The sequence below is a fragment of the Piscinibacter gummiphilus genome (genome assembly GCF_002116905.1).
Classification (GTDB): Bacteria; Pseudomonadota; Gammaproteobacteria; order Burkholderiales; family Burkholderiaceae_C; genus Rhizobacter; species Rhizobacter gummiphilus.
Map to the genome: position 1 here is coordinate 1380316 of NZ_CP015118.1, position 20773 is coordinate 1401088.

Consider the following 20773-nt stretch of genomic DNA (forward strand, 5'->3'; position numbering starts at 1 on the left):
TCCGATGAACCGCCGCGCCAACTTCGCCAACTCCGACGCACGCGCCGACGTGCGCGAGCGGCCGCTCGACGTGCGCCTGATGAACATCACCGCCTCGGTGCTGTTCAGCCTGGCCGCGTTGATCGTGCTCGTCGGGCTGGTGGTGTGGCTGGTGCGGCAACCGATGTTCGACGTGCGGCGCATCCGCGTGGAAGGCGACGTGACACGCAACAGCGTCTCGACGATCCGCGCGAACGCGCTGCCGCGCATCACCGGCAACTACTTCACGCTCGACCTGGGGCAGGGCCAGCGCGCGTTCGAGGCGGTGCCGTGGGTGCGCCACGCGGTCGTGAGCCGGGTGTGGCCCAACCGGCTGAACGTGCTGCTGGAGGAGCACCGCGCCGCGGCGCTGTGGTCGATGGAAGAGGGCAGCGACCAGCTGGTGAACACGTTCGGCGAGGTGTTCCAGGCGAACGTCGGCGACGTCGAGGACGATTCGCTGCCCACGCTGCAGGGCCCGGAGGGCTCGGCGCCGCTCGTGCTGTCGGCCTACCGCCGCCTCAGCCCGGTCTTCGAGCGCATGGACATGAACATGGAGGCGCTGACCCTGAGCGGCCGCGGCTCGTGGCACGCGGTGTTCGACAACGGCGCGGAGGTCGAGCTGGGCCGCGGCACCGAGGACGAACTCGTGGCGCGCAGCGAACGCTTCACCGGCACGGTGGCGCAGGTGATCGCGCGCTACCAGCGCCCGCTGCTGTTCGCGGACCTGCGCCACAACGAAGGGTACGCACTGCGGCTCAAGGGCATCACGACCACGCAGGCCGCCGCGGCGGGTGTGGCGGCAGCAAGAAACTGAGAGAGAACATGGCCAAAGAATACAAAGACCTCGTGGTGGGACTCGACATCGGCACGGCCAAGGTGATGGCCGTGGTGGCCGAAGTCCTGCCCGGCGGCGAGCTGCGCGTGGCCGGCCTCGGCATCGCGGCGGCACACGGCCTCAAGCGCGGCGTGGTGGTCAACATCGACGCGACGGTGCAGTCCATCCAGCAGGCGCTGAAGGAGGCCGAGATGATGGCCGACTGCAAGATCACGCGCGTCTACACCGGCATCACCGGCAGCCACATCCGCGGCCAGAACAGCACGGGCATGGTGATCGTGCGCGACAAGGAGGTCACGCCGGTCGACGTGTCGCGCGTGGTCGAGACCGCCAAGGCCATCAACATCCCGAACGACCAGCGGCTGCTGCTCGTCGAGCCGCAGGAGTTCGTGATCGACGGCCACGAGGTCAAGGAACCCATCGGCATGAGCGGCGGGCGCCTCGAGGTCAAGGTGCACATCGTGACGGGCGCGCAGAGCGCGGCCGAGAACATCATCAAGTGCGTGCGCCGCTGCGGCCTCGAGGTGGACCAGCTCGTGCTGAACCCGAGCGCGTCGAGCCACGCGGTGCTCACCGACGACGAGAAGGACCTGGGTGTCGCGCTCGTCGACATCGGCGCGGGCACCACCGACGTCGCCATCTTCACCGACGGTGCGATCCGCCACACCGCGGTGATCCCGATCGCGGGTGACCTGATCACGAGCGACATCGCGATGGCGCTGCGCACGCCCACGAAGGACGCGGAAGAGATCAAGGTGGAGTACGGCGTGGCCAAGCAGCTGCTGGCCGATCCGTCGGAGCAGCTGGAAGTGCCGGGCCTCGGCGACCGCGCGCCGCGCATGCTCAGCCGCCAGGCGCTGGCCGGTGTGATCGAGCCGCGCGTGGAGGAGATCTTCTCGCTCGTGCACCAGGTGATCCGCGAGAGCGGCTACGAGGAGCTGCTCTCGTCCGGCATCGTGCTGACCGGCGGCGCGGCGGTGATGCCGGGCATGGTCGAACTCGCGGAGGACATCTTCCTGAAGCCGGTGCGCAAGGGCATCCCGACGTACCACGGCGCGCTGCACGACATGGTCGCGAGCCCGCGCTCGGCCACCGTGATGGGCCTGCTCGACGAAGCGCGCCTCGGCCGCTCGCGCGGCATGAAGGCGGCGCAGCAGGCCGGTTCCGTCAAGACATGGTTTGGTCGCCTCAAGGACTGGTTCCTGGGCAACTTCTGAAATCAACCCGGACGTCAACAACATGAGCACGAAGCACGTTTGTGAATGCCTGGGTTGTCACCTGCTGGAGAGCCGGGGGCCGCCAGCAATCCGACGACAGAAGACCGCGGGGTCCGGCTAGCGCCGGCCCGAACACCGCGGCAAGAAGAAACGTGAATACAGACCGACTCGGTCAATGGCAACTGCAACCCCGAATGGAGTGAACAACATGGCAATCGAAATGATCGAAGAATTCGACCTCGGCACGAAGATCAAGGTGATCGGCGTGGGTGGCGGCGGCGGCAACGCGGTCGACCACATGATTTCCCAAGGTGTTCAGGGCGTGGAATTCATCTGCGCGAACACCGACGCGCAGGCGCTCAACCGCTCCACCGCACACCACCTGATCCAGCTGGGCAACACCGGCCTGGGCGCCGGCGCGAAGCCGGAAGCCGGCCGCGCCGCCGGCGAAGAAGCCGTCGACCGCATCCGCGAATCGATCGCCGGCTCGAACATGCTCTTCATCACCGCCGGCATGGGCGGCGGCACGGGCACGGGCGCCGCGCCGGTGATCGCGCGCGTGGCGAAGGAGATGGGCATCCTGACCGTGGGCGTGGTCACGAAGCCGTTCGACTTCGAAGGCAACCGCCGCATGAAGGCCGCCGACGCGGGCCTCGCCGAACTCGAAGCCAACGTCGACTCGCTGATCGTCATCCTGAACGACAAGCTGCTCGACGTGCTGGGCGACGACGTGACGCAGGACCAGGCCTTCGCACACGCCAACGACGTGCTGCGCAACGCCGTGGGCGGCATCAGCGACATCATCCACATCCCGGGCCTGGTGAACGTCGACTTCGAGGACGTGAAGACGGTGATGAGCGAGCCGGGCAAGGCGATGATGGGCACGGCCGTGGCCAGCGGTCCGGACCGCGCCGCCAAGGCCGCCGAAGGCGCCGTGGCCTGCCCGCTGCTGGAAGGCATCGACCTGTCGGGCGCGCGTGGCGTGCTCGTGCTGATCGCCGCCGGTCGCAGCACGTTCAAGCTGAGCGAGTCCCGCAACGCGATGAACTGCATCCGCCGCTACGCCGCCGACGACGCGCACGTGATCTACGGCACCGCCTACGACGAATCGCTGGGCGACCAGCTGCGCGTCACGGTGATCGCCACCGGCCTGAGCCCGGCCAAGCGCCAGCAGGCCCCGATCAGCGTGGTCCACAGCCAGGTCGTGCAGCGCACGGGCACGGACAACCTGCCGGTGCTGAACCAGCCGGTGCACGCCGGCAGCGGCGGCGGTGCCTCGCACGACTACAGCAGCCTGTCGGTGCCGAGCGTGTGGCGCAACGGCCGCACGGCCGCGGCGAAGGTCGATGCGCTGGCCAGCCATGGCATGGACGAGATCGAGATTCCCGCTTTCCTCCGGAAGCAGGCGGACTGATCTTCCTCTCCAAGGGGTCATCCCGGCGAAGGCCGGGACCTTCGGCATGCGCCCAGGGCCCCGGCATCCGCCGGGGTGACGTGTGGTGGGAGTGGGGCGGGTTTTAGTCACCGCCTATTGCAACCGTAGGTACCGCGTTCGGGCGGTGAGCGCACGCTCGCCTTAAAATCATGACCATGCTCGCCCAACGTACCCTCAAATCCATCACCCGCGCGGTTGGCGTGGGGGTGCACGGCGGCCAGCGCGTCGAGCTGACGCTGCGGCCGGCCGCGCCCGACACCGGCATCGTGTTCCGCCGCATCGACCTGCCCGTGCCGGTCGACATCCCCGTGCGCGCGGAAACGGTGTGCGACACGCGCATGGCCACCACCATCTCGCCCGGGGGCGATCCCGGCGCGCCGAAGGTCAACACCATCGAGCACTTGCTGTCGGCCTGCGCCGGCCTGGGTCTCGACAACCTGATCGTCGACATCACCGCCGAGGAAGTGCCCATCCTCGACGGCTCCGCCGCGTCGTTCGTGTTCCTGCTGCAGAGCGCCGGCATCGAACTGCAGAACGCGCCGAAGCGTTTCCTGCGCATCGTCAAGCCGGTGGAGATCCGCGAGGGCGAGGGCCGCAGCCTCAAGTGGGCGCGCCTGTCCCCCTTCAACGGCTACACCCTCACGTTCGAGATCGACTTCGACCACCCGGCCGTCAACCAGACGGGCCAGCAGGTCACGTTCGACATGGGCTCGGGCTTCTACAAGCGCGACATCGCCCGCGCCCGCACGTTCGGCTTCACCAAGGACGTGGAGCTCATGCGCTCGCGCGGGCTGGGCCTCGGCGGCAGCATGGACAACGCCATCGTCGTGGACGACTACCGCGTGCTGAACGCCGGCGGCCTCCGCTACGACGACGAGTTCGTCAAGCACAAGATCCTCGACGCCATCGGCGACCTGCACGTGTGCGGCCACCCGCTGCTGGCGGCTTACACGGCGTTCAAGTCGGGCCACGCCCTCAACAACAAGCTGATGCGCGCCGTGCTGGCCGACCGCAGCGCCTACGAGATCGTGACCTTCGACGACGAACGCGACGCGCCGGCCGGGCTGGCCGCGCTGGCCCCGGCCTGGTGACGGCCCGGCCATGCTGATCGCACGCTGGATCTTCCTGCTGCTGGGGGTGGCGGCCGTCGTCTCTTTTGCGATGTACATTGGCACGGGGCAGGTCCGCTTCCGCCACTACGGTCTGGTCATCGTCAAGTGGGCGGTTTTCGCGGGCCTGGCGTTCTTCGCGGTGCTGATTCTCGAGCGGCTGGCCATCCTGGTCTGACCAAAACAACGACAAACCGTCCTTCAATCGCATGGTCATCTTCAGCTGGGTTGTTCTCGGCCTCGCCGGCTTTCTCCTGCTCTGCAGCGGGGTCAGCTGGGGCGTTTACGTCGCCATCGAGGACTCGGACTGGCGGCGCCTGTCCGTCAAGCTCTTCCGGTTCTCGATGGTGCTGCTGCTGTTGTTCGTCAACGTGCTGATCTACGCCCACATCGTCAGCGGCCTGACCGGCGGCTGACGGGCTGCCGAGGGGCGTCCGGGCAGCGGGCCCGGGGATTGCTTGAAAGGGACATCTCCCATGTCCCGGATCTTTCCCCGAACGCCCATGAACAAGCTGCATCTTTCTTCATCATCGTTCACCCGGCGCTTTTTTGCGCTGATCATGTCGTTCCTGCTGGCCGCCGCGGCCCATGCGCAGATCGACACCCTCCGCGAGTACGTCCTGGGCCCCGGCGACGTCCTGAAGGTCACCGTCTACCAGAATGCCGACCTCACCCTCGAGACCCGTGTGTCCGAGGCCGGCACCATCAGCTACCCGCTGCTCGGGTCGGTGAAGGTGGGTGGCCTGAGCGTCCAGGCTGCCGAGAAGGTCATCGCCGACGGGCTGCTGAAGGGCAACTTCCTGAAGGCGCCCCAGGTCAACATCGCCGTCTCGCAGGTGCGCGGCCACCAGGCCTCGGTGCTGGGCCTCGTCAACAAGCCCGGCCGCTACCCCATCGAACAGGCCGGCCTGAAGCTGAGCGACCTGATCGCGCTGGCCGGCGGCGTGGCCACCGGCGGCAGTGAAACGGTGACATTGGTCGGCACACGCGACGGCAAAGCTTTCCGGCAGGAGGTCGATCTGCCGTCCCTGTTCGGCGGTGCCGCGAAGTCCGACGACCCCATGGTCCTCAACGGCGACGTCATCTACGTGGACCGTGTCCCGTCCTTCTACATCTACGGCGAAGTGATGCGCGGCGGGCAGCTGCGCCTCGAGCGCGGCATGACCGTGATGCAGGCCCTCGCTGCAGGGGGCGGCCTCACGCAGCGGGGCACGCAGAAGGGCATGAAACTGCATCGCAAGGACGCCGACGGCAACGTGAAGATCATCGAGCCGACGATGGACACGCAGCTCAAGCCGAACGACGTGATCTACGTTCGCGAGAGCCTGTTCTGACCCTGGTAGAGAGGGCTTCGGCGCCGTGGCCCGAAGTTTGCAGAAGGGGGCTCAGGAAAAACCCTGAGCCACCCGCCGACCCATCCGGTCGGCCGGGTCCCTGAACCTTCTACCGCCCGAGGTTGCCGATGTCCCCCTCTCTTTCCGTGTTGCCCGTGGTGATGGCCGGCGGCAGCGGCACGCGCCTGTGGCCGCTGTCCCGCGCCGGCTACCCCAAGCAGTTCCTCGTGCTGTCGGGCGACCACAGCCTCTTCCAGCAGGCCGTGGCCCGCCTCGGAGCCCTCGGCGGCCCCGGGATCACCGTGGGCGCCCCGCTGATCGTCGGCAACGACGAACACCGCTTCCTCGTGCTCGACCAGCTCCGCGAGGCGAAGATCACCCCGCAGGCGCTGCTGCTGGAGCCCACCGGGCGCAACACCGCCCCGGCCCTCACGCTCGCGGCCCTGCAGGCCCGCGAGGGCGGCGCCGACCCCGTGCTGGTCGTGAGCCCCGCTGACCAGACCGTCACCGACGGCGACGCCTTCACCGCGGCGCTGCAGCAGGCGATCCGCATCGCCGGCAACGGCGCCATCGCCATCCTGGGAATCCAGCCCGACCGACCCGAGACCGGCTACGGCTACATCCGCAGCACACCCGGCGAGGGCGCCGACATGGTGGCGCAGTTCGTCGAGAAGCCTGACGAGGCCACGGCCCTGCGCTACATCGCCGAAGGCGACTACAGCTGGAACAGCGGCATGTTCGTGCTGAAGGCCTCGGTGTGGCTTGACGCGCTGCGCGCGTTCCGCCCCGACATCCTGCAGGCCACCGAGGCGGCATGGCGCGCCCGGTCCACGGATGCCCCGTTCATCCGACCCGGCAAGGCAGAATTTGCCGCCGTGCCCGCGGAATCCGTCGACTACGCGGTCATGGAGAAGTGCCCGGGCAGTAAATTCGACATTCGCATGGTCAGTCTTGCGGCAGGCTGGAGCGATCTGGGCGCGTGGGACGCCGTGTGGCAAGTCGCCGGCAAGGACGCCGACGGCAACGCCCAGGTGGGCGACGTGATGCTGCAGGACTCGCGCAACACGCTGGTCCACGCCAGCAGCCGCCTCGTGAGCGTGGTGGGCCTCGACGACGTCGTGGTGGTCGAGACCGCCGACGCGGTGATGGTGGCCGACCGCGGCCGCAGCCAGGACGTCAAGAAGATCGTCAGCCAGCTCGGCGCGTGCGAGCGCCACGAGCACACGCTGCACCGCAAGGTCCACCGGCCCTGGGGCTGGTACGACAGCATCGACGCGGGCCCGCGCTTCCAGGTCAAGCGCATCATGGTCAAGCCCGGCGCCACGCTGAGCCTGCAAATGCATCACCACCGCGCCGAACACTGGATCGTGGTCACCGGCACGGCCGAGGTCACCTGCGGCGACAAGAAGGTGCTGCTGACCGAGAACCAGAGCACCTACATCCCGCTCGGCCAGACGCACCGCCTGGCCAATCCGGGCAAGGTGGACCTCGAGATCATCGAGGTCCAGTCCGGCAGCTACCTGGGCGAGGACGACATCGTCCGGTTCGAGGACACCTACGGCCGCACCGGCTGACCGGCCACCACCGCGCAACACCCCCCGCGACACGATCCGCGGTGCCCTCGGAGCACCCCGGGCCGGGCCGCGGCATTCCGAAGATCGAAGGAGAACGCCCTCATGACGAAAGCGATGATTCTGGCCGCGGGCCAGGGAACGCGGGTCCGCCCCCTGACGAAACAGCTGCCGAAGCCGATGATCCCGATCCTCGGCAAGCCGGTGCTCGAGTACATCATCGAGCACCTCGCGCGCTACGGCGTGCGCGACATCATGATCAACGTGGCCCACTGCCACTGGAAGATCGAGAACTACTTCGGCAACGGCCACCGCTGGAACGTCAACATCGGCTACTCGTTCGAAGGCGTGCGCGAGCACGGCGAGATCATCCCGAAGCCCATGGGCTCGGCCGGCGGCATGCGCCGCATCCAGGACCACAGCGGCTTCTTCGACGACACCACCATCGTGCTGTGCGGCGACGCCATCATCGACCTCGACATCCAGGCCGCGGTGTTCGAGCACAAGACGAAGAAGGCGGTGGCGAGCGTGGTGGGCCTCGACGTGCCTCGCGACCAGGTGAACAACTACGGCATCGTCGTCTCGGACAACGACGGCCGCATCACGCGGTTCCAGGAGAAGCCGAAGCCCGAGGACGCGCTGTCCACGCTCGCCAGCACCGGCATCTACCTGTTCGAGCCCCATGCGCTCGAGCTCGTGCCGAAGAACCAGGTGTTCGACATCGGCAGCGAGCTGTTCCCGCTGATGGCGAACCAGGGCCTGCCGTTCTACGTGCAGAAGCGCCACTTCAACTGGATCGACATCGGCCGTGTCACCGACTACTGGGCCGTCTGCATGCGCGTGCTGCGCGGCGAGGTGGCGCAGATGGACATGCCCGGCACCGAGATCCGCCCAGGCGTGTGGGTGGGCCTCAACACGAAGGTCGACTGGGACAAGGTCAAGGTCACGGGGCCCGTGTACATCGGCTCCGGCGTCAGCGTGGAGGATGGCGCCACGATCGAGGGGCCGGCCTGGCTGGGCCACGGCTGCGTGGTGCGCAAGAACGCGCGCCTCACGCGCAGCATCCTGTTCGACTACACGCGACTGTCGGAAGGGGCGGTGTTCGAGGACCTGATCGCCTCGCCGCAGTACGTCGTGGATCGCCATGGGCGGACCACGTATCCGGGTGATGAGGGATCGACCCTGCGCTGGGGGGACGCCCGGGCATAAGGCCCCTCAGTCGGCTGGCGCCTCCTGCCCCCAGGGGGGCGCCGCGGGTCGCCCGGGAGACCCGGGCTCGCGCGTGGCTTGATGTTCGGCCGCGTTTCGCTTGCCGAGGATGGATGTTTCAACGCAACGTCAGCGCGACGTTGCACATCCCGGTGGTCACGTCGTAGGGATACGTCGTGCCGGCATTGTTGTCGCCGTCCACCGAACGCTTCTCGTAGTACACCCCGCACACGAAGCGCAGGTTGCGCAATGCCTCGTACGAGGCGTTGAGGCCCACGGTGGTCAGGCGGTCGCGCGCGGTGGACGTCTGCGTGGCGGTGGCGCCGCCGCCACTCTGCGAGAACGCGTTGTCGAGCTTGCGGCGGCTGTAGCCCAGCGCGCTGTTGACGCTGATCTTCGAGGTCGCGTCCCACGTCGTCTTCCACAGCAGCGAGTCGCGCACCTGGGTGTCGCTCGACTCCGTGATCAGCCCGAGGTCGGAGTCGCTGCGGCCCGCGCCGCTGTCGCGCGCGACCTGGAAGCGCATGCGGGTCTTGCCCGTGAGCGTCCAGTCGTAACCGAGCAGGCCGGTCCAGCCGTGGCTGTCGCGCTGCTCCTGCACCGAGTGGCTTTCCTTCGTGTTGCTGAGGCGAGCGTCGAACCTGCTGTTGCCGGTCGGCACCCACGTGAACGACAGGTCGATGTCGTCTCGCGTGAAGTCGTCGCCCACGGCGCCGGTGCTGCCCGAGACGAACCGCGGGTACGTGCCGTCGGTGCGGCGCACGCCGAGGCGAACGCTCCACAGGTCGCTGGGGGCCAGCCGGATGCCGAGGTTGACGGCGCCCTGGCGCACGTCGCGGTTCGTGAACTGGTCGAGCGAGTGGGTCGACTGTTCGAACGAGTAGCCGCCTTCGAGGGTCCAGGTGGTGACGAGGCCCACGCGGGCGCGCAACGCGCCGCCGGTCACGTGCAGCACGTCCTTCTCGGTGCTGGCGCCTTCCGCGGAGCTGAGGTCGTACCGGTTCAGGTTCGCGCGGTCGTACAGCATCAGGTCGCCGGACAGCCGCTCGACGGTGGACCCCTCGAGCGTGGCCAGCACGTCGTGGGACGTGTTGTTCAGCTGCTTGTTGTTGACGAAGTTGTTCCAGTTGACCGCGGCCTTCGCGCCGAGGCGCATGCGGCTGAACGGCTGGTCGACGCCGGCGAGCAGGCCGGTCGACGAGATGATGTCCTTCGACTTGCCGAAGGAGTCCGGCACGCGGAACACGTTGGTGTCGGCCGTGAAGCCCTGGCTGATGCCGACGTACCAGGGGCTGGTCTCGGCGGCGGACCAGCCGGGCGTGCTGGCCAGCAAGGCCGCCGCGGCCAGCGGCAGAAGGCGGGGCAGGGGACGTCTCAGGGTCATGGTTGTTGTCGAAAACACCTCAGGACCCTGCGAAAAGCAATCCCCATGCCGTCACCCGTGATGGAACTCACGGTTTCGGGAGGGTCCCGGAAACGCCCTGCACGAACCAGTTCATGCGGGACAGCGTGGCATCGTCCATCGTGCCGCCCGCCTGCCGCTCGCGCCCGGCCTGGTCGACCAGGCGACCGGCAAATGGGTGAAAACGACCGGCAATGATGTCCGCTTCCCGGGCCCGAACCGTCTTGATGACATCGGCCGGTACGGACGGATGGAACGGTGCCAGCGCGAGCAGGCCATCCTTCATGCCGCCCCACACGGGCGTGGCGCGCCAGCTGCCGTCGAGGACGGCGCGGGCCACCCGGGTGTAGTACGCGCCCCACTGCTGCGTGATGGCGGTCAGCTGGGCGTCCGGGGCGAAGCGGCGCATGTCGCTCTGGTAGGCGATCACTTTCACGCCCTTGTCCTGCGCGGCCTGCGCGACGGCCGTGGAGCCGCTGTGGTTGGTCAGCACGTCGGCACCCTGGGCGATCAGCGCGAGGGCGGCCTCGCGTTCGCGCGTGGGGTCGAACCAGGTGTCGAGCCACAGCACCTTCACCTGCGCATCGGGACGGGCGGCGCGCATGCCGAGCGTGAAGGCGTTGATGCCCTGGATCACCTCGGGCACCGGGAAGCCGGCCACGTAGCCCGCGATGCCGGTCTTGCTCGTGCGGCCGGCGACGAGGCCCGCGAGGTAGCGGCCCTCGTAGTAGCGGGCGTTGTAGGTGTTCACGTTCGCCGAGGTGCGGTAGCCGCCGGCGTGTTCGAACGTCGTGCCCGGGAACTCGGACGCGACGCGCAGCGCCGGTTCGAGGTACCCGAAGCTCGTCGCGAAGATCAGCTTGTTGCCCTGCGCGGCGAGGTCGCGCAGCACCCGCTCGGACTCGGCGCCCTCGGGCACGGCCTCGACGATGGTCGTCTTCACGAGCGGCCCCAGGGCCTGCTCCATCGCGCGGCGGCCGAGGTCGTGCTGGTAGGTCCAGCCGGCTTCGCCGACGGGGCTCACGTACACGAAGGCCACCGGCAGCGGGGGCTTGGCAGCGGGGGGTTGGGCGCCGGCGCCGGAAGGCACGACCAGGGACAGCACGGCAGCGGACATCGCGCACAGCTGGACGCTGGCGCGGGCGAGGTTTTTGAACATGGTGTTCCTCTACATGGCCCCGGGGGTTGGACATCGGAAAAAAGAAACGCCTGCGGGGGCACGCAGGCGCTCAGGGGAGAGATTGTCGCAGATCAGGGAATGCGGTCGCCGTAGCGGATGGTCCGCAGCGTCCCTTCCTCGAATTCCAGGATCGTGATGAACTGGCCGCGGCCCGGGCGGTACGCCCAGCTGTCGACGTTGATGCACGGGCGCACGGAGCCGTCGCGCGGGGGCGGCGCGGGGTCGGGCTTGCAGAACGAGTCCCGCACCGCCGGCTCGCCGCACTTGGACAGCACGGACATCTTCGAGTCGCCGGGGTCGGCGAAGTTGTTGCCGCAGCGCAGGTTCTGCGCGAAGGTCGCGCCGCTGGCAAGGCCGAGCGCGAGGGCGAGGGCCGCGTGGGCCGGGGTGAATCGCATGGAGGGCTCCCTGGTCGATGGTGCGGGCCCGTCACCGGGCCGCACGTTGGCTAACGCCCGTGGGAGCCGTTGCGCTGACACCGGTTCCATCGCCGCGCGTCAGACGGCGGCGAAGACCCGGTCGAGTTCGGCGCGCCAGGCCTGCTTGCGCGCCTCGTCGACGAAGCTCGCCTCGAAGCTGTTGGCCGCAAGCTGGTGGGCCTCGCGCGGGCCGAGCTGCGGCAGGGCGGCGAAGGTCTCCAGGAAGTTCTGGTTCATGTAGCCGCCGAAGTAGGCCGGGTCGTCGGAGTTGACGGTGACACACAGGCCGTCGGCCAGCAGCGTGGCGAGGTTGTGGTCGGCCATCGTGCCGTACACGCACAGCTTGACGTTCGACAGCGGGCACACGGTGAGCGGCACCCGCTCCGCGGCCAGGCGCTTCACGAGCGCGGGGTCTTCCACGCAACGCACGCCGTGGTCGATGCGTTCGACCTTCAGCACGTCGAGCGCGGTCGAGATGTAGGCGGCCGGGCCTTCCTCGCCGGCATGGGCCACGAGGTGCAGGCCCAGCTCGCGGCAGCGGGCGAACACGCGCGCGAACTTCTCCGGCGGGTTGCCGCGTTCGCCGCTGTCGAGGCCCACGCCCACGAACTTGTCGCGGTGGGGCAGGGCCTGCTCGAGCGTCTCGAAGGCCGCTTCCTCGCTCAGGTGGCGCAGGAAACACATGATCAGCAGCGCGCTGATGCCCAGCTCGCGCTGTGCCGTCTCGCAGGCGCGCACGAGGCCGTCGATCACGGTGGCGAACGGCACGCCGCGGTCGGTGTGGGTCTGCGGATCGAAGAACAGCTCGGCGTGGACGACGTTGTCGGCCTTGGCGCGTTGGAAGTACGCCATCGCCATGTCGAAGAAGTCTTCCTCCTTCAGCAGCACGCTGGCGCCGGCGTAGTAGATGTCGAGGAAGCTCTGCAGGTCGGTGAACGCGTAGGCCGCGCGCAGTGCCTCCACGCTCGGATACGGCAGGCTCACGCCGTTGCGTTTCGCCAGCGCGAAGATCAGCTCGGGTTCGAGCGACCCCTCGATGTGGATGTGCAGTTCCGCCTTCGGCATGGCCTGCAGCAGGGCGGGCAGGCGGTCGCGGGGGATGGCGTCGAGGTTCGTCGTGTTCATCGAGGCATTCTCCCAGGAGTGTCATCCCGACGAAAGTCGGGACCCACTGCGTGCAAAGGCGCGCAGTGGGCAGGTGGGCCCCGGCGTTCGCCGGGGTGACCATCGGGCTTGCTTACTTCCCGCCCGGCACCTTGCCTTCCACGCCCTTCACGTAGAACGTGATGCCGCTCAGGAACTTGTCGTCGGCGACCTGGTCGGCCTTCAGCACTTCCTTGCCGTCGGCGCCCACGATGGGACCCTTCCAGATCGAGAAGGTGCCGTCTTTCAGGCCGGCCTTGACGGTCTCGACCTTGGTCTTGATCTCGGCGGGCACCTTGTCGGAGATGGACACGATGTCGATCGCGCCTTCCTTCACGCCCCACCACACACCGCCGGTGGACCAGGTGCCTTCCAGCGCGTCCTTCGTGGCCTTGATGTAGTACGGGGCCCAGTTGATCACGGCGGAGGCGAGGTGCGCCTGCGGGCCGTAGGCGGTCATGTCGCTGTCCCAGCCGAACGCGAACTTGCCCTTGCTCTCGGCCGTCTTCAGCACGGCGTTGGAGTCGGTGTTCTGCATCAGCACGTCGGCGCCGCCGTTGATCAGCGACGTGGCCGCTTCCGATTCTTTCGGCGGGTTCAGCCATTCGTTGACCCAGACCACCTTGGTCTTGATCTTCGGGTTGACGCTCTGCGCGCCCAGCGTGAACGAGTTGATGTTGCGGATCACCTCGGGGATGGGCACCGAGCCCACCACGCCCAGCGTGTTCGACTTCGTCATGGCGCCGGCGATGATGCCGGCCATGTAGGCGCCTTCATACGTGCGGCTGTCGTACGTGCGCACGTTGTCGGCGGTCTTGAAGCCGGTGGCGTGCTCGAACTTCACGTCCTTCAGCTCGGGGGCCACCTTCAGGATGGGCTCCATGTAGCCGAAGGTGGTGCCGAAGACCAGCTTGGCGCCCTGGCCGGCCTGGTCGCGGAAGACACGCTCGGCGTCCGCGCCCTCGGGCACGTTCTCGACGTAGTTCGTGCTGATCTTGTCGCCGAATTCCTTCTCGAGGGCCTTGCGGGCGTTGTCGTGCGCGAAGGTCCAGCCGCCGTCGCCGATGGAGCCCACGTAGACGAAGGAGATCTTCAGCGGATCGGCCTTCGGGGCCGGTGCCGCGGCGGACGCGGGTTCGGCCGGCGCCGGTGCGGGCGCCGGCTCTTCCTTCTTGCCGCAGCCGACGAGCGCGGCGGTGGCGGCGAGGGTGGACCACCCTGCGATGGACAGCAGGGTACGTTTCGAAAGTTGGGTCATCTTCTTCTCCAGGAAATAAGCGAACGCGGGCGAACGGAAGTCTAGCGAAGGGGTCGGGTCAGGACCCCGGTGAAAACGGCTTGCCGAGCGATGCCGGCATGTTGACGCGGATCCACGCGGCGTTGCGCGAGATCAGCACCAGCACGACGATGGTCGCGAGGTACGGCAGCATGCTGAGGATCTGGCTGGGCACGTCCACGCCTTCGCCCTGCAGGTGGAACTGCAGCATCGTCACGCCACCGAACAGGTACGCACCGAGCAATACCCGTGCCGGACGCCATGTCGCGAACGTGGTCAAGGCCAGCGCGATCCAGCCCTTGCCGGCCACCATGCCCTCGACCCACAGCGGCGTGTAGACCACCGAGATGTAGGCGCCGGAGAGGCCGCACAGCGCCCCGCCGGCCATCACCGCGGCGAGGCGGATGCGTCGCACCGGGTAGCCGAGCGCGTGCGCCGATTCGGGCGACTCGCCCACCGCACGCAGCACCAGGCCCGCGCGCGAGCGGTACAGGAACCAGGCGAGGGCGATCGTCAGCGCGATGGCGACGTAGACGAGCGGGTGCTGGCGGAACAGCGCGGGGCCGACGAACTCGAGGTGCGACAGGCCGGCGTAGTTCCACTCGGGGCGCGCCGGCAGCGTCTCCTTGGTGTAGCGGAGGCCCATGAACGCCGAGAAGCCCGTGCCGAACAGGCTCAGCGCGAGGCCGGTGGCGTACTGGTTCGTGTTGAGCCAGATCACCAGCACGCCGAAGGCCGCGGCGAGGAGGGCGCCCGCGCCCATGCCGGCGGCGAACGCGATCCAGTCGTTGCCGGTGTGCACCGCGGTGGCGAAGCCGGCGAGCGCGGCGACGAGCATCATGCCCTCGGCGCCGAGGTTCAGGATGCCGGCCCGTTCGTTGATCAGCAGCCCGAGCGCCGCGAACGCGAGCACCGTGCCGGCGCTGAGCGTGGTGGCGATGAGCAGGGGAAGTGCGTCCATCGAGACCATCATGCGGCTCCCGTGGCGTGGGCGGGCGCGCGGCTTCGCCAGCGCACGCGGTAGGCGATCAGCGTGTCGCAGGCGAGCAGCGTGAACAGCAGCAGGCCCTGGAACACGCCGGTGAGCGACTTGGGCAGGCCCATGCGCGTCTGGGCGAGTTCGCCGCCGATGTAGAACATGCTCATCAGGATCGCCGAGAACACCATGCCCACCGGGTGCAGGCGCCCGACGAACGCGACGATGATGGCCGCGAAGCCGTAGCCGGCGGGGATGTACGGCGTGAGCTGCCCCTGCGGGCCGGCCACGTCCAGCGCGCCCGCGAAGCCGGCCATGCCGCCGGAGATCAGCAGCGCCATCCACAGCGCCTTGCGCGACGAGAAGCCGGCGTAGCGCGCCGCCGCGGGCGCGAGGCCCCCCACCTGCAGCTGGAAGCCCGCGTAGGTGCGGAACAGGAACACCCACAGCACCCCCACCGACAGCAACGCGATGACCGAGCCGATGTTCACGCGGAGCCCGTCGAACAGCTTGGGCACCTGCGTGCCGGCGGCGAAGCGGATGGTCTGCGGGAAGTTGTAGCCGGCCGGGTCCTTCCACGGGCCGTAGACGAAGTAGCCGAGCAGCAGCGTGGCCACGTAGACGAGCATCAGGCTGACCAGGATCTCGCTCGCGTTGGCCTTGTCGCGCAGGAACGCGACGATGGCGGCCCACGCCATGCCGCCCAGCACCCCCGCGGCCAGCACGGGGATCACGAACCAGCGGCCCGTGTCGGCGTCCGCGAACATCGCGACCCCGCCGGCCGCGACCGCGCCGACGATGAACTGCCCCTCGGCGCCGATGTTCCAGACGTTCGCCCGGAAGCACACCGCGAGGCCCAGCGCGATCAGCAGCAGCGGCGTGGCCTTGAGCGCGAGTTCGGAGAGCGCGTACCCGTTCTTCAGCGGCTCGACGAAGAAGATCTGCAGTGCACGGACGGGGTCCTTGCCGAGCAGCATGAACATCGCGATGCCGATCAGCATCGTGATCGCGAGCGCCATCACCGGCGACGCGAAGGACATCACCCGGCTCGGGGCCGGCCGGGGTTCAAGTTGGAGCATGGGAGACATTCCGGGTGGGGTCGTTCGTGCCGTGGCCGTCCCACAGGCCAGACATCCATTCGCCGATCTGGGCGCGGGTGGCCTCGCGCGTGGGGATCGAGGCCGACAGCCGGCCCTTCGCGATCACCATCAGGCGGTCGGACACCTCGAAGAGTTCGTCCAGCTCCTCGCTGACGACGAGCACCGCGCAGCCGCCGTCGCGCAGCGCGAGCAGGCTCGCGCGGATCTGCGCGGCCGCGCCCACGTCGACGCCCCAGGTGGGTTGCGAGACGATCAGCAGCTTCGGGCGCGCGTCGATCTCGCGGCCCACGATGAACTTCTGCAGGTTGCCGCCCGACAGGCTCTTGGCCGGCGATGCGGGGCCGCCCGCCTTCACGTTGAAGCCCTGGATCAGCTGCTTCGCGAGCGAGACGACGGCGCCCGTGTCGATCCAGCCGCGCGGGCTGACCGCATGGGTGCGCGTGAGCAGCGTGTTCTGCGAGAGCGCGAGGCTTGGCACCGCGCCGCGGCCCAGCCGTTCCTCGGGCACGAAGTGCAGGCCCGCCTCGCGGCGCTGGCGCGGGGTCTTCTGGCCGATGGCCTTGCCGAAGAGCCGCACCGATTCCTCGGGCGCGCGCGGGTCCTCGCCGGACAGCGCGGCCATCAGCTCCTGCTGGCCGTTGCCCGAGACGCCCGCGATGCCGACGATCTCGCCCTCGGCCACCTGCAGCCAGATGTTGTCGAGCGTGGTGCCGAACTGGTCGAGCTTCGGCAGCGAGAGCCCCTTGACCTGCAGCACGGTGCCGCCCGGCGACGATTCGCGGTGGCGCAACGCGGGCGGCTCGGCGCCGATCATCATGCGCGACAGGCTCGCGTTGGTCTCCTGCGTGGGGTCGACCTCGCCCGTGACCTTCCCACCGCGCAGCACGGTGCAGTGGTGGCACAGCGACCGGATCTCGTCGAGCTTGTGGCTGATGTAGAGGATGCTGCAGCCCTCGCTCGCGAGCTGGCGCAGCACGACGAACAGCTTCTCGACGGCCTGCGGCGTGAGCACCGAGGTGGGCTCGTCGAGGATCAGCAGCTGCGGCTTCGTCATCAGCGCGCGCACGATCTCGACGCGCTGGCGTTCGCCGACCGATAGCGTGTGCACGGGCCGGCTCGGGGCCACGTCGAGGCCGTAGGCCGCCGCCACCTCGACGATGCGCGCCGTCACCTGCTTGAGCGAGAGGCTCTTGTCGAGGCCCAGCCACACGTTCTCGGCGACGGTCAGCGTGTCGAACAGGCTGAAGTGCTGGAACACCATGCTGATGCCCAGCGCCCGCGCCTCGTGGGGGTTCCGGATGTCCACCACCTCGCCGTTCCAGCGGATGACGCCCTCGTCGGGGCGCACGGCGCCGTAGATCATCTTCATCAGCGTGGACTTGCCCGCGCCGTTCTCGCCCAGCACGGCGTGGATCTCGCCCGGCTTCACGCGCAGCGAGACGCGGTCGTTCGCCTTGACGGCGGGGTACTGCTTGCTGATGTCCTGCAGTTCGAGTCTCAGCATGGGGAAACGGCGCCTCTCTGGTGGCGGGGAACGCCGGCCACGTAGGCGGCGGCGAGGTTTCGTTCGTCCGACAGCGTCATCCAGGCGAACACCTTCTCGTGCAGCGCGATGGCGACCTCGTGTCGGCGCTGCGCAACCGGGCCGGCGGCCCAGTCCCACACGCACACGTCGGCCACGCCGCCGGCCTCGAGCGAGCCGATCTCGTCGCCGAGCCCGAGGCCCAGCGCGGCGCCGCGCGTGGCGGCATGCAGCGCGGTCCACGCGGACAGGCGTTCCCCGGCCATCGCCTGCACCTTGTAGGCATCGGCCAGGTTGCGCTGGATCGACAGCGAGGTGCCGCCGCCCACGTCGGAGGCGACGGCCACCGGAATGCCGGCCGCCTCCGCCGCGCGCCAGCCGAACAGGCCGCTGCCGAGGAACAGGTTGGAGGACGGGCTGTGGGCGATGAGCGCCTGGTGGTCGTGCAGCAGCGCGCGGTCGGTGTCGTCGAGCCAGATGCCGTGGGCGAACACGCCGCGTGCGTTCATCAGGCCGGCACGGGCGTACACGTCGAGGTAGCTGCGGGCTTCGGGGAACAGCTGCGCGACCCACTTCACCTCGTCGACGTTTTCGGCGACATGGGTCTGCATGTAGAGCCCCGGGCGCGACGTGCACAGCCGTCCCGCCATCGCCAGCTGCTCCGGCGTGCTGGTGGGCGCGAAGCGCACGGTGACCGCGTACGCGAGGCGGTCGACGCCGTGCCAGCGGTCGATCAGGTCGGTGCAGTCGCGTTCGGCCTGCTCGACGTCGTCGCGCAGGCCGTCGGGCGCGTGGCGGTCCATCAGCACCTTGCCGGTGATCAGGCGCATGCCGCGGGCCCGCGCCGCTTCGAAGAGTTTGTCGGCGCTGACCTTGTGGACGGTGGCGAACACCACCGCGCTGGTGGTGCCGTGGGTGATCAGGGCGTCGAGGAAGCGGGCCGCGCCGGCCTCGGCCTCGGCGGGGTCGGCGTAGCGGCGCTCGGCCGGGAAGGTGTAGGTGTCGAGCCAGTCGAGCAGGGCCGTGCCGTGGCTCGCGATCACATCGAGCTGCGGGCTGTGCACGTGGGTGTCGATGAACCCCGGGAGGATCAGGTGCCCCCGGTGGTCGGCCACGGACCAGGACGGGTCGAGCGGCTCGGCCGCCGGCCGGGCGCCGACGATGCGGCCGCCTTCGACGAGCAGGTGGTGGTCCGGGCGGTAACGCACCGCGGTGGACGCGGTGTCACCCCAGACGGGTGCGGCCGTGAAGTCGAGCAGGTCGCCGCGCAGCGCCTGTCGGGGGGGAGGGGAAACGGCCATGTTCAGGCGAGTGTGTACAGCAGGGGTTCAGTCAGGGTCGGCATGGCGCATGCTTGTTCCATGCCAGCCTCCAGAGGTGGTGTGTTGTATTCCTCACCTGGTGTCTTAAGATTTGTGGGAAGGTCGGCTCCAACGGGCACCATCCGCACATCGTATACACACCCGCCCTGGAGGTGGATACCGGTCCCCCCGCATTTTCTCGTGTTCCGACCCTGCCGCATGACGTCCCAACCCATCCGCTTCTTCCACCGTGGCCAGATCGTCCAGGTGACGGACGCCCATCCGACCCGTTCCGTGCTCGACTGGCTGCGCGAGGATGCCCATTGTCAGGGCACGAAGGAGGGCTGCAACGAGGGCGACTGCGGCGCGTGCACCGTCGTGGTGGGTGAACTCGACCATGACACGCTGAAGTTGCTGACCGTCAACGCCTGCATCCAGTTCGTCCCCACGCTCGACGGCAAGGCGCTGTTCACGGTCGAGGACCTGAAACGCCTGGGGGGCGGGGCGCTGCACCCCACCCAGCAGGCGCTGGTCGAGTGCCACGGGTCGCAGTGCGGCTTCTGCACGCCGGGGTTCGCGATGTCGCTGTGGTCCACCTACGAGCGCCACCAGGCCTGCGGCACTCGGCCCACGCGCCAGGGGCTGGCCGACGACCTGTCCGGGAACCTGTGCCGCTGCACCGGCTACCGCCCCATCCTCGACGCCGGCGAGCGCATGTTCGAGCTGCCGGCCGTGCGCCTGGACGAGGCGCCGGTGGTGGCCGCGCTGAAGTCGCTCGCGAACGTCGGCGTGCTCGACTACGCCGCACCCAACCCGCAGGCGGAGGGGCGGGTGGACCGGTTCCATGCCCCCACGACGGTGGGCGCGCTCGCGGCGCTGCTGGCATCGCGCCCCGACGCGCGCATCCTCGCCGGCAACACCGACGTCGGCCTGTGGGTCAACAAGCAGTTCCGGGACGTGGGCGACCTCGTCTGGATCGGACGGGTGCCCGAACTGAAGCGCCTGGAGGCCACGGCCGAGGGGCTGTACATCGGCGCGGGCGTGTCGCTGGAGGACGCTTGGCGTGCGCTGGTCGAGCGTCACCCCGCGCTGACCGACGTGTGGCTGCGCTTCGCCTCGCCGCCGATCCGCCACGCGGGGACGATGGGCGGCAACGTCGCCAACGGCTCGCCGATCGGCGATTCGCCACCCGTGCTGATGGCACTGGATGCGGCCATCGAGCTGCGCCTCGGCGACCGCGTGCGCCGGATGCCCCTCACCGACTTCTACCTCGGCTACCTGAAGAACGCGCTGGAGCCCGGCGAGTTCGTGCAGGGCCTCGTCGTGCCCCACACGCACGCCCAGGTGCGCGCCTACAAGGTCAGCAAGCGGTACGACTCCGACATCTCGGCGCTGTGCGCGGGACTCGCCATCCGTCTGGAAGGCGGCGTGGTTTCGAACGTGCGCATCGCCTTCGGCGGCATGGCGGCCGTGGTCAAGCGCGCCGCCGCGGCCGAAGCGGCGGTGCTGGGCCAGCCCTGGACCGAGGCCACCGTGCAGGCCGCGCAGGCGGCACTCGCCACCGACTTCACCCCGATGACCGACCTGCGGGCCAGCAGCACGTACCGCATGACCGTCGCGCAGAACCTGCTGAAGCGCTGGTGGCTCGAGACCCGCGAGGACGAGCCTCTGGCGTCCACCGCGACCAGCGTGTTCGCGTCGATGGAACGGGAAGGGGCCTGAC

General features: G+C 68.9%; 19 protein-coding genes. 10 read left to right on the forward strand and 9 right to left on the reverse strand.

Annotation, left to right across the window (positions count from 1 at the left end; translation table 11 throughout):
- The first annotated feature begins 4 nt into the window (after window positions 1-4).
- The 9 genes from A4W93_RS06285 (at window position 5) to A4W93_RS06325 (ending at window position 8731) form a co-directional block, all read left to right on the forward strand.
- On the forward strand, window positions 5-835 hold the full coding sequence (locus A4W93_RS06285) for a cell division protein FtsQ/DivIB (RefSeq protein WP_085749802.1): 831 nt from the start codon (window positions 5-7) through the stop codon (window positions 833-835).
- 8 nt (window positions 836-843) lie between these two features.
- A complete protein-coding gene (gene ftsA / locus A4W93_RS06290) occupies window positions 844-2073 on the forward strand; it encodes a cell division protein FtsA (protein ID WP_085749803.1) in 1230 nt (409 codons plus the stop codon).
- A gap of 208 nt (window positions 2074-2281) precedes the next feature.
- Window positions 2282-3487 (forward strand): cell division protein FtsZ, encoded by a 1206-nt coding sequence (gene ftsZ, locus A4W93_RS06295; protein WP_085749804.1) that lies wholly within the window; start codon window positions 2282-2284, stop codon window positions 3485-3487.
- A gap of 176 nt (window positions 3488-3663) precedes the next feature.
- Window positions 3664-4599, forward strand: a complete 936-nt coding sequence (gene lpxC / locus A4W93_RS06300; protein WP_085754057.1) for a UDP-3-O-acyl-N-acetylglucosamine deacetylase — start codon at window positions 3664-3666, stop codon at window positions 4597-4599.
- A 10-nt stretch (window positions 4600-4609) separates the two neighbouring features.
- Window positions 4610-4795: a hypothetical protein gene (locus A4W93_RS06305; RefSeq protein WP_085749805.1), complete on the forward strand. Its 186-nt coding sequence runs from the start codon at window positions 4610-4612 to the stop codon at window positions 4793-4795.
- A gap of 31 nt (window positions 4796-4826) precedes the next feature.
- Window positions 4827-5033: a hypothetical protein gene (locus A4W93_RS06310; protein WP_085749806.1), complete on the forward strand. Its 207-nt coding sequence runs from the start codon at window positions 4827-4829 to the stop codon at window positions 5031-5033.
- Between the two features lie 87 nt (window positions 5034-5120).
- A complete protein-coding gene (epsE, locus tag A4W93_RS06315) occupies window positions 5121-5951 on the forward strand; it encodes a polysaccharide export protein EpsE (RefSeq protein ID WP_085749807.1) in 831 nt (276 codons plus the stop codon).
- Between the two features lie 128 nt (window positions 5952-6079).
- Window positions 6080-7525 (forward strand): mannose-1-phosphate guanylyltransferase/mannose-6-phosphate isomerase, encoded by a 1446-nt coding sequence (locus tag A4W93_RS06320; RefSeq protein WP_169726509.1) that lies wholly within the window; start codon window positions 6080-6082, stop codon window positions 7523-7525.
- A gap of 102 nt (window positions 7526-7627) precedes the next feature.
- Entirely contained in the window at window positions 7628-8731 is a 1104-nt protein-coding gene (locus A4W93_RS06325; protein WP_085749808.1) for a nucleotidyltransferase family protein, read from the forward strand.
- Window positions 8732-8849: 118 nt separating this feature from the next.
- On the opposite strand, the gene A4W93_RS06330 is transcribed toward A4W93_RS06325, so the two are convergent.
- The 9 genes from A4W93_RS06330 to guaD all read right to left on the reverse strand — a co-directional run bounded on the left by A4W93_RS06330 (window position 8850) and on the right by guaD (window position 19050).
- On the reverse strand, window positions 8850-10115 hold the full coding sequence (locus A4W93_RS06330) for a porin family protein (RefSeq protein WP_085749809.1): 1266 nt from the start codon (window positions 10113-10115) through the stop codon (window positions 8850-8852).
- Window positions 10116-10182: 67 nt separating this feature from the next.
- Window positions 10183-11292, reverse strand: a complete 1110-nt coding sequence (locus A4W93_RS06335; RefSeq protein WP_085749810.1) for a BMP family ABC transporter substrate-binding protein — start codon at window positions 11290-11292, stop codon at window positions 10183-10185.
- A 92-nt stretch (window positions 11293-11384) separates the two neighbouring features.
- Entirely contained in the window at window positions 11385-11711 is a 327-nt protein-coding gene (locus tag A4W93_RS06340; protein WP_157782121.1) for a DUF2845 domain-containing protein, read from the reverse strand.
- Window positions 11712-11810: 99 nt separating this feature from the next.
- Window positions 11811-12857: an adenosine deaminase gene (locus A4W93_RS06345; RefSeq protein ID WP_085749812.1), complete on the reverse strand. Its 1047-nt coding sequence runs from the start codon at window positions 12855-12857 to the stop codon at window positions 11811-11813.
- Between the two features lie 112 nt (window positions 12858-12969).
- A complete protein-coding gene (locus A4W93_RS06350; RefSeq protein WP_085749813.1) occupies window positions 12970-14133 on the reverse strand; it encodes a BMP family ABC transporter substrate-binding protein in 1164 nt (387 codons plus the stop codon).
- Between the two features lie 58 nt (window positions 14134-14191).
- Window positions 14192-15112, reverse strand: coding sequence for an ABC transporter permease (locus A4W93_RS06355; RefSeq protein ID WP_085749814.1), 921 nt, complete (start codon window positions 15110-15112; stop codon window positions 14192-14194).
- An 8-nt stretch (window positions 15113-15120) separates the two neighbouring features.
- Window positions 15121-16206, reverse strand: a complete 1086-nt coding sequence (locus A4W93_RS06360) for an ABC transporter permease (protein ID WP_085749815.1) — start codon at window positions 16204-16206, stop codon at window positions 15121-15123.
- Window positions 16193-17731, reverse strand: a complete 1539-nt coding sequence (locus A4W93_RS06365) for an ABC transporter ATP-binding protein (protein WP_085749816.1) — start codon at window positions 17729-17731, stop codon at window positions 16193-16195. The genes A4W93_RS06360 and A4W93_RS06365 overlap by 14 nt, the downstream gene beginning before the upstream one ends.
- A complete protein-coding gene (guaD, locus tag A4W93_RS06370; RefSeq protein ID WP_085749817.1) occupies window positions 17725-19050 on the reverse strand; it encodes a guanine deaminase in 1326 nt (441 codons plus the stop codon). The genes A4W93_RS06365 and guaD overlap by 7 nt, the downstream gene beginning before the upstream one ends.
- 219 nt (window positions 19051-19269) lie before the next feature.
- Between guaD and xdhA the strand changes: the two genes are divergently transcribed.
- A complete protein-coding gene (gene xdhA / locus A4W93_RS06375; RefSeq protein ID WP_085749818.1) occupies window positions 19270-20772 on the forward strand; it encodes a xanthine dehydrogenase small subunit in 1503 nt (500 codons plus the stop codon).
- Window position 20773 lies beyond the last annotated feature (1 nt).

Excerpts from the sequence above, each read along its gene's own strand:
- A4W93_RS06340 (WP_157782121.1), bottom strand. The coding sequence starts at position 11,711 with ATGCGATTCACCCCGGCCCACGCGGCCCTCGCCCTCGCGCTCGGCCTT.
- A4W93_RS06305 (WP_085749805.1), top strand. The coding sequence starts at position 4,610 with ATGCTGATCGCACGCTGGATCTTCCTGCTGCTGGGGGTGGCGGCCGTC.
- A4W93_RS06285 (WP_085749802.1), top strand. The coding sequence starts at position 5 with ATGAACCGCCGCGCCAACTTCGCCAACTCCGACGCACGCGCCGACGTG.
- A4W93_RS06330 (WP_085749809.1), bottom strand. The coding sequence starts at position 10,115 with ATGACCCTGAGACGTCCCCTGCCCCGCCTTCTGCCGCTGGCCGCGGCG.
- A4W93_RS06320 (WP_169726509.1), top strand. The coding sequence starts at position 6,080 with ATGTCCCCCTCTCTTTCCGTGTTGCCCGTGGTGATGGCCGGCGGCAGC.
- A4W93_RS06335 (WP_085749810.1), bottom strand. The coding sequence starts at position 11,292 with ATGTTCAAAAACCTCGCCCGCGCCAGCGTCCAGCTGTGCGCGATGTCC.
- xdhA (WP_085749818.1), top strand. The coding sequence starts at position 19,270 with ATGACGTCCCAACCCATCCGCTTCTTCCACCGTGGCCAGATCGTCCAG.
- guaD (WP_085749817.1), bottom strand. The coding sequence starts at position 19,050 with ATGGCCGTTTCCCCTCCCCCCCGACAGGCGCTGCGCGGCGACCTGCTC.
- A4W93_RS06360 (WP_085749815.1), bottom strand. The coding sequence starts at position 16,206 with ATGCTCCAACTTGAACCCCGGCCGGCCCCGAGCCGGGTGATGTCCTTC.
- ftsA (WP_085749803.1), top strand. The coding sequence starts at position 844 with ATGGCCAAAGAATACAAAGACCTCGTGGTGGGACTCGACATCGGCACG.
- A4W93_RS06345 (WP_085749812.1), bottom strand. The coding sequence starts at position 12,857 with ATGAACACGACGAACCTCGACGCCATCCCCCGCGACCGCCTGCCCGCC.
- A4W93_RS06365 (WP_085749816.1), bottom strand. The coding sequence starts at position 17,731 with ATGCTGAGACTCGAACTGCAGGACATCAGCAAGCAGTACCCCGCCGTC.
- A4W93_RS06350 (WP_085749813.1), bottom strand. The coding sequence starts at position 14,133 with ATGACCCAACTTTCGAAACGTACCCTGCTGTCCATCGCAGGGTGGTCC.
- ftsZ (WP_085749804.1), top strand. The coding sequence starts at position 2,282 with ATGGCAATCGAAATGATCGAAGAATTCGACCTCGGCACGAAGATCAAG.
- epsE (WP_085749807.1), top strand. The coding sequence starts at position 5,121 with ATGAACAAGCTGCATCTTTCTTCATCATCGTTCACCCGGCGCTTTTTT.
- A4W93_RS06355 (WP_085749814.1), bottom strand. The coding sequence starts at position 15,112 with ATGGACGCACTTCCCCTGCTCATCGCCACCACGCTCAGCGCCGGCACG.
- A4W93_RS06310 (WP_085749806.1), top strand. The coding sequence starts at position 4,827 with ATGGTCATCTTCAGCTGGGTTGTTCTCGGCCTCGCCGGCTTTCTCCTG.
- lpxC (WP_085754057.1), top strand. The coding sequence starts at position 3,664 with ATGCTCGCCCAACGTACCCTCAAATCCATCACCCGCGCGGTTGGCGTG.
- A4W93_RS06325 (WP_085749808.1), top strand. The coding sequence starts at position 7,628 with ATGACGAAAGCGATGATTCTGGCCGCGGGCCAGGGAACGCGGGTCCGC.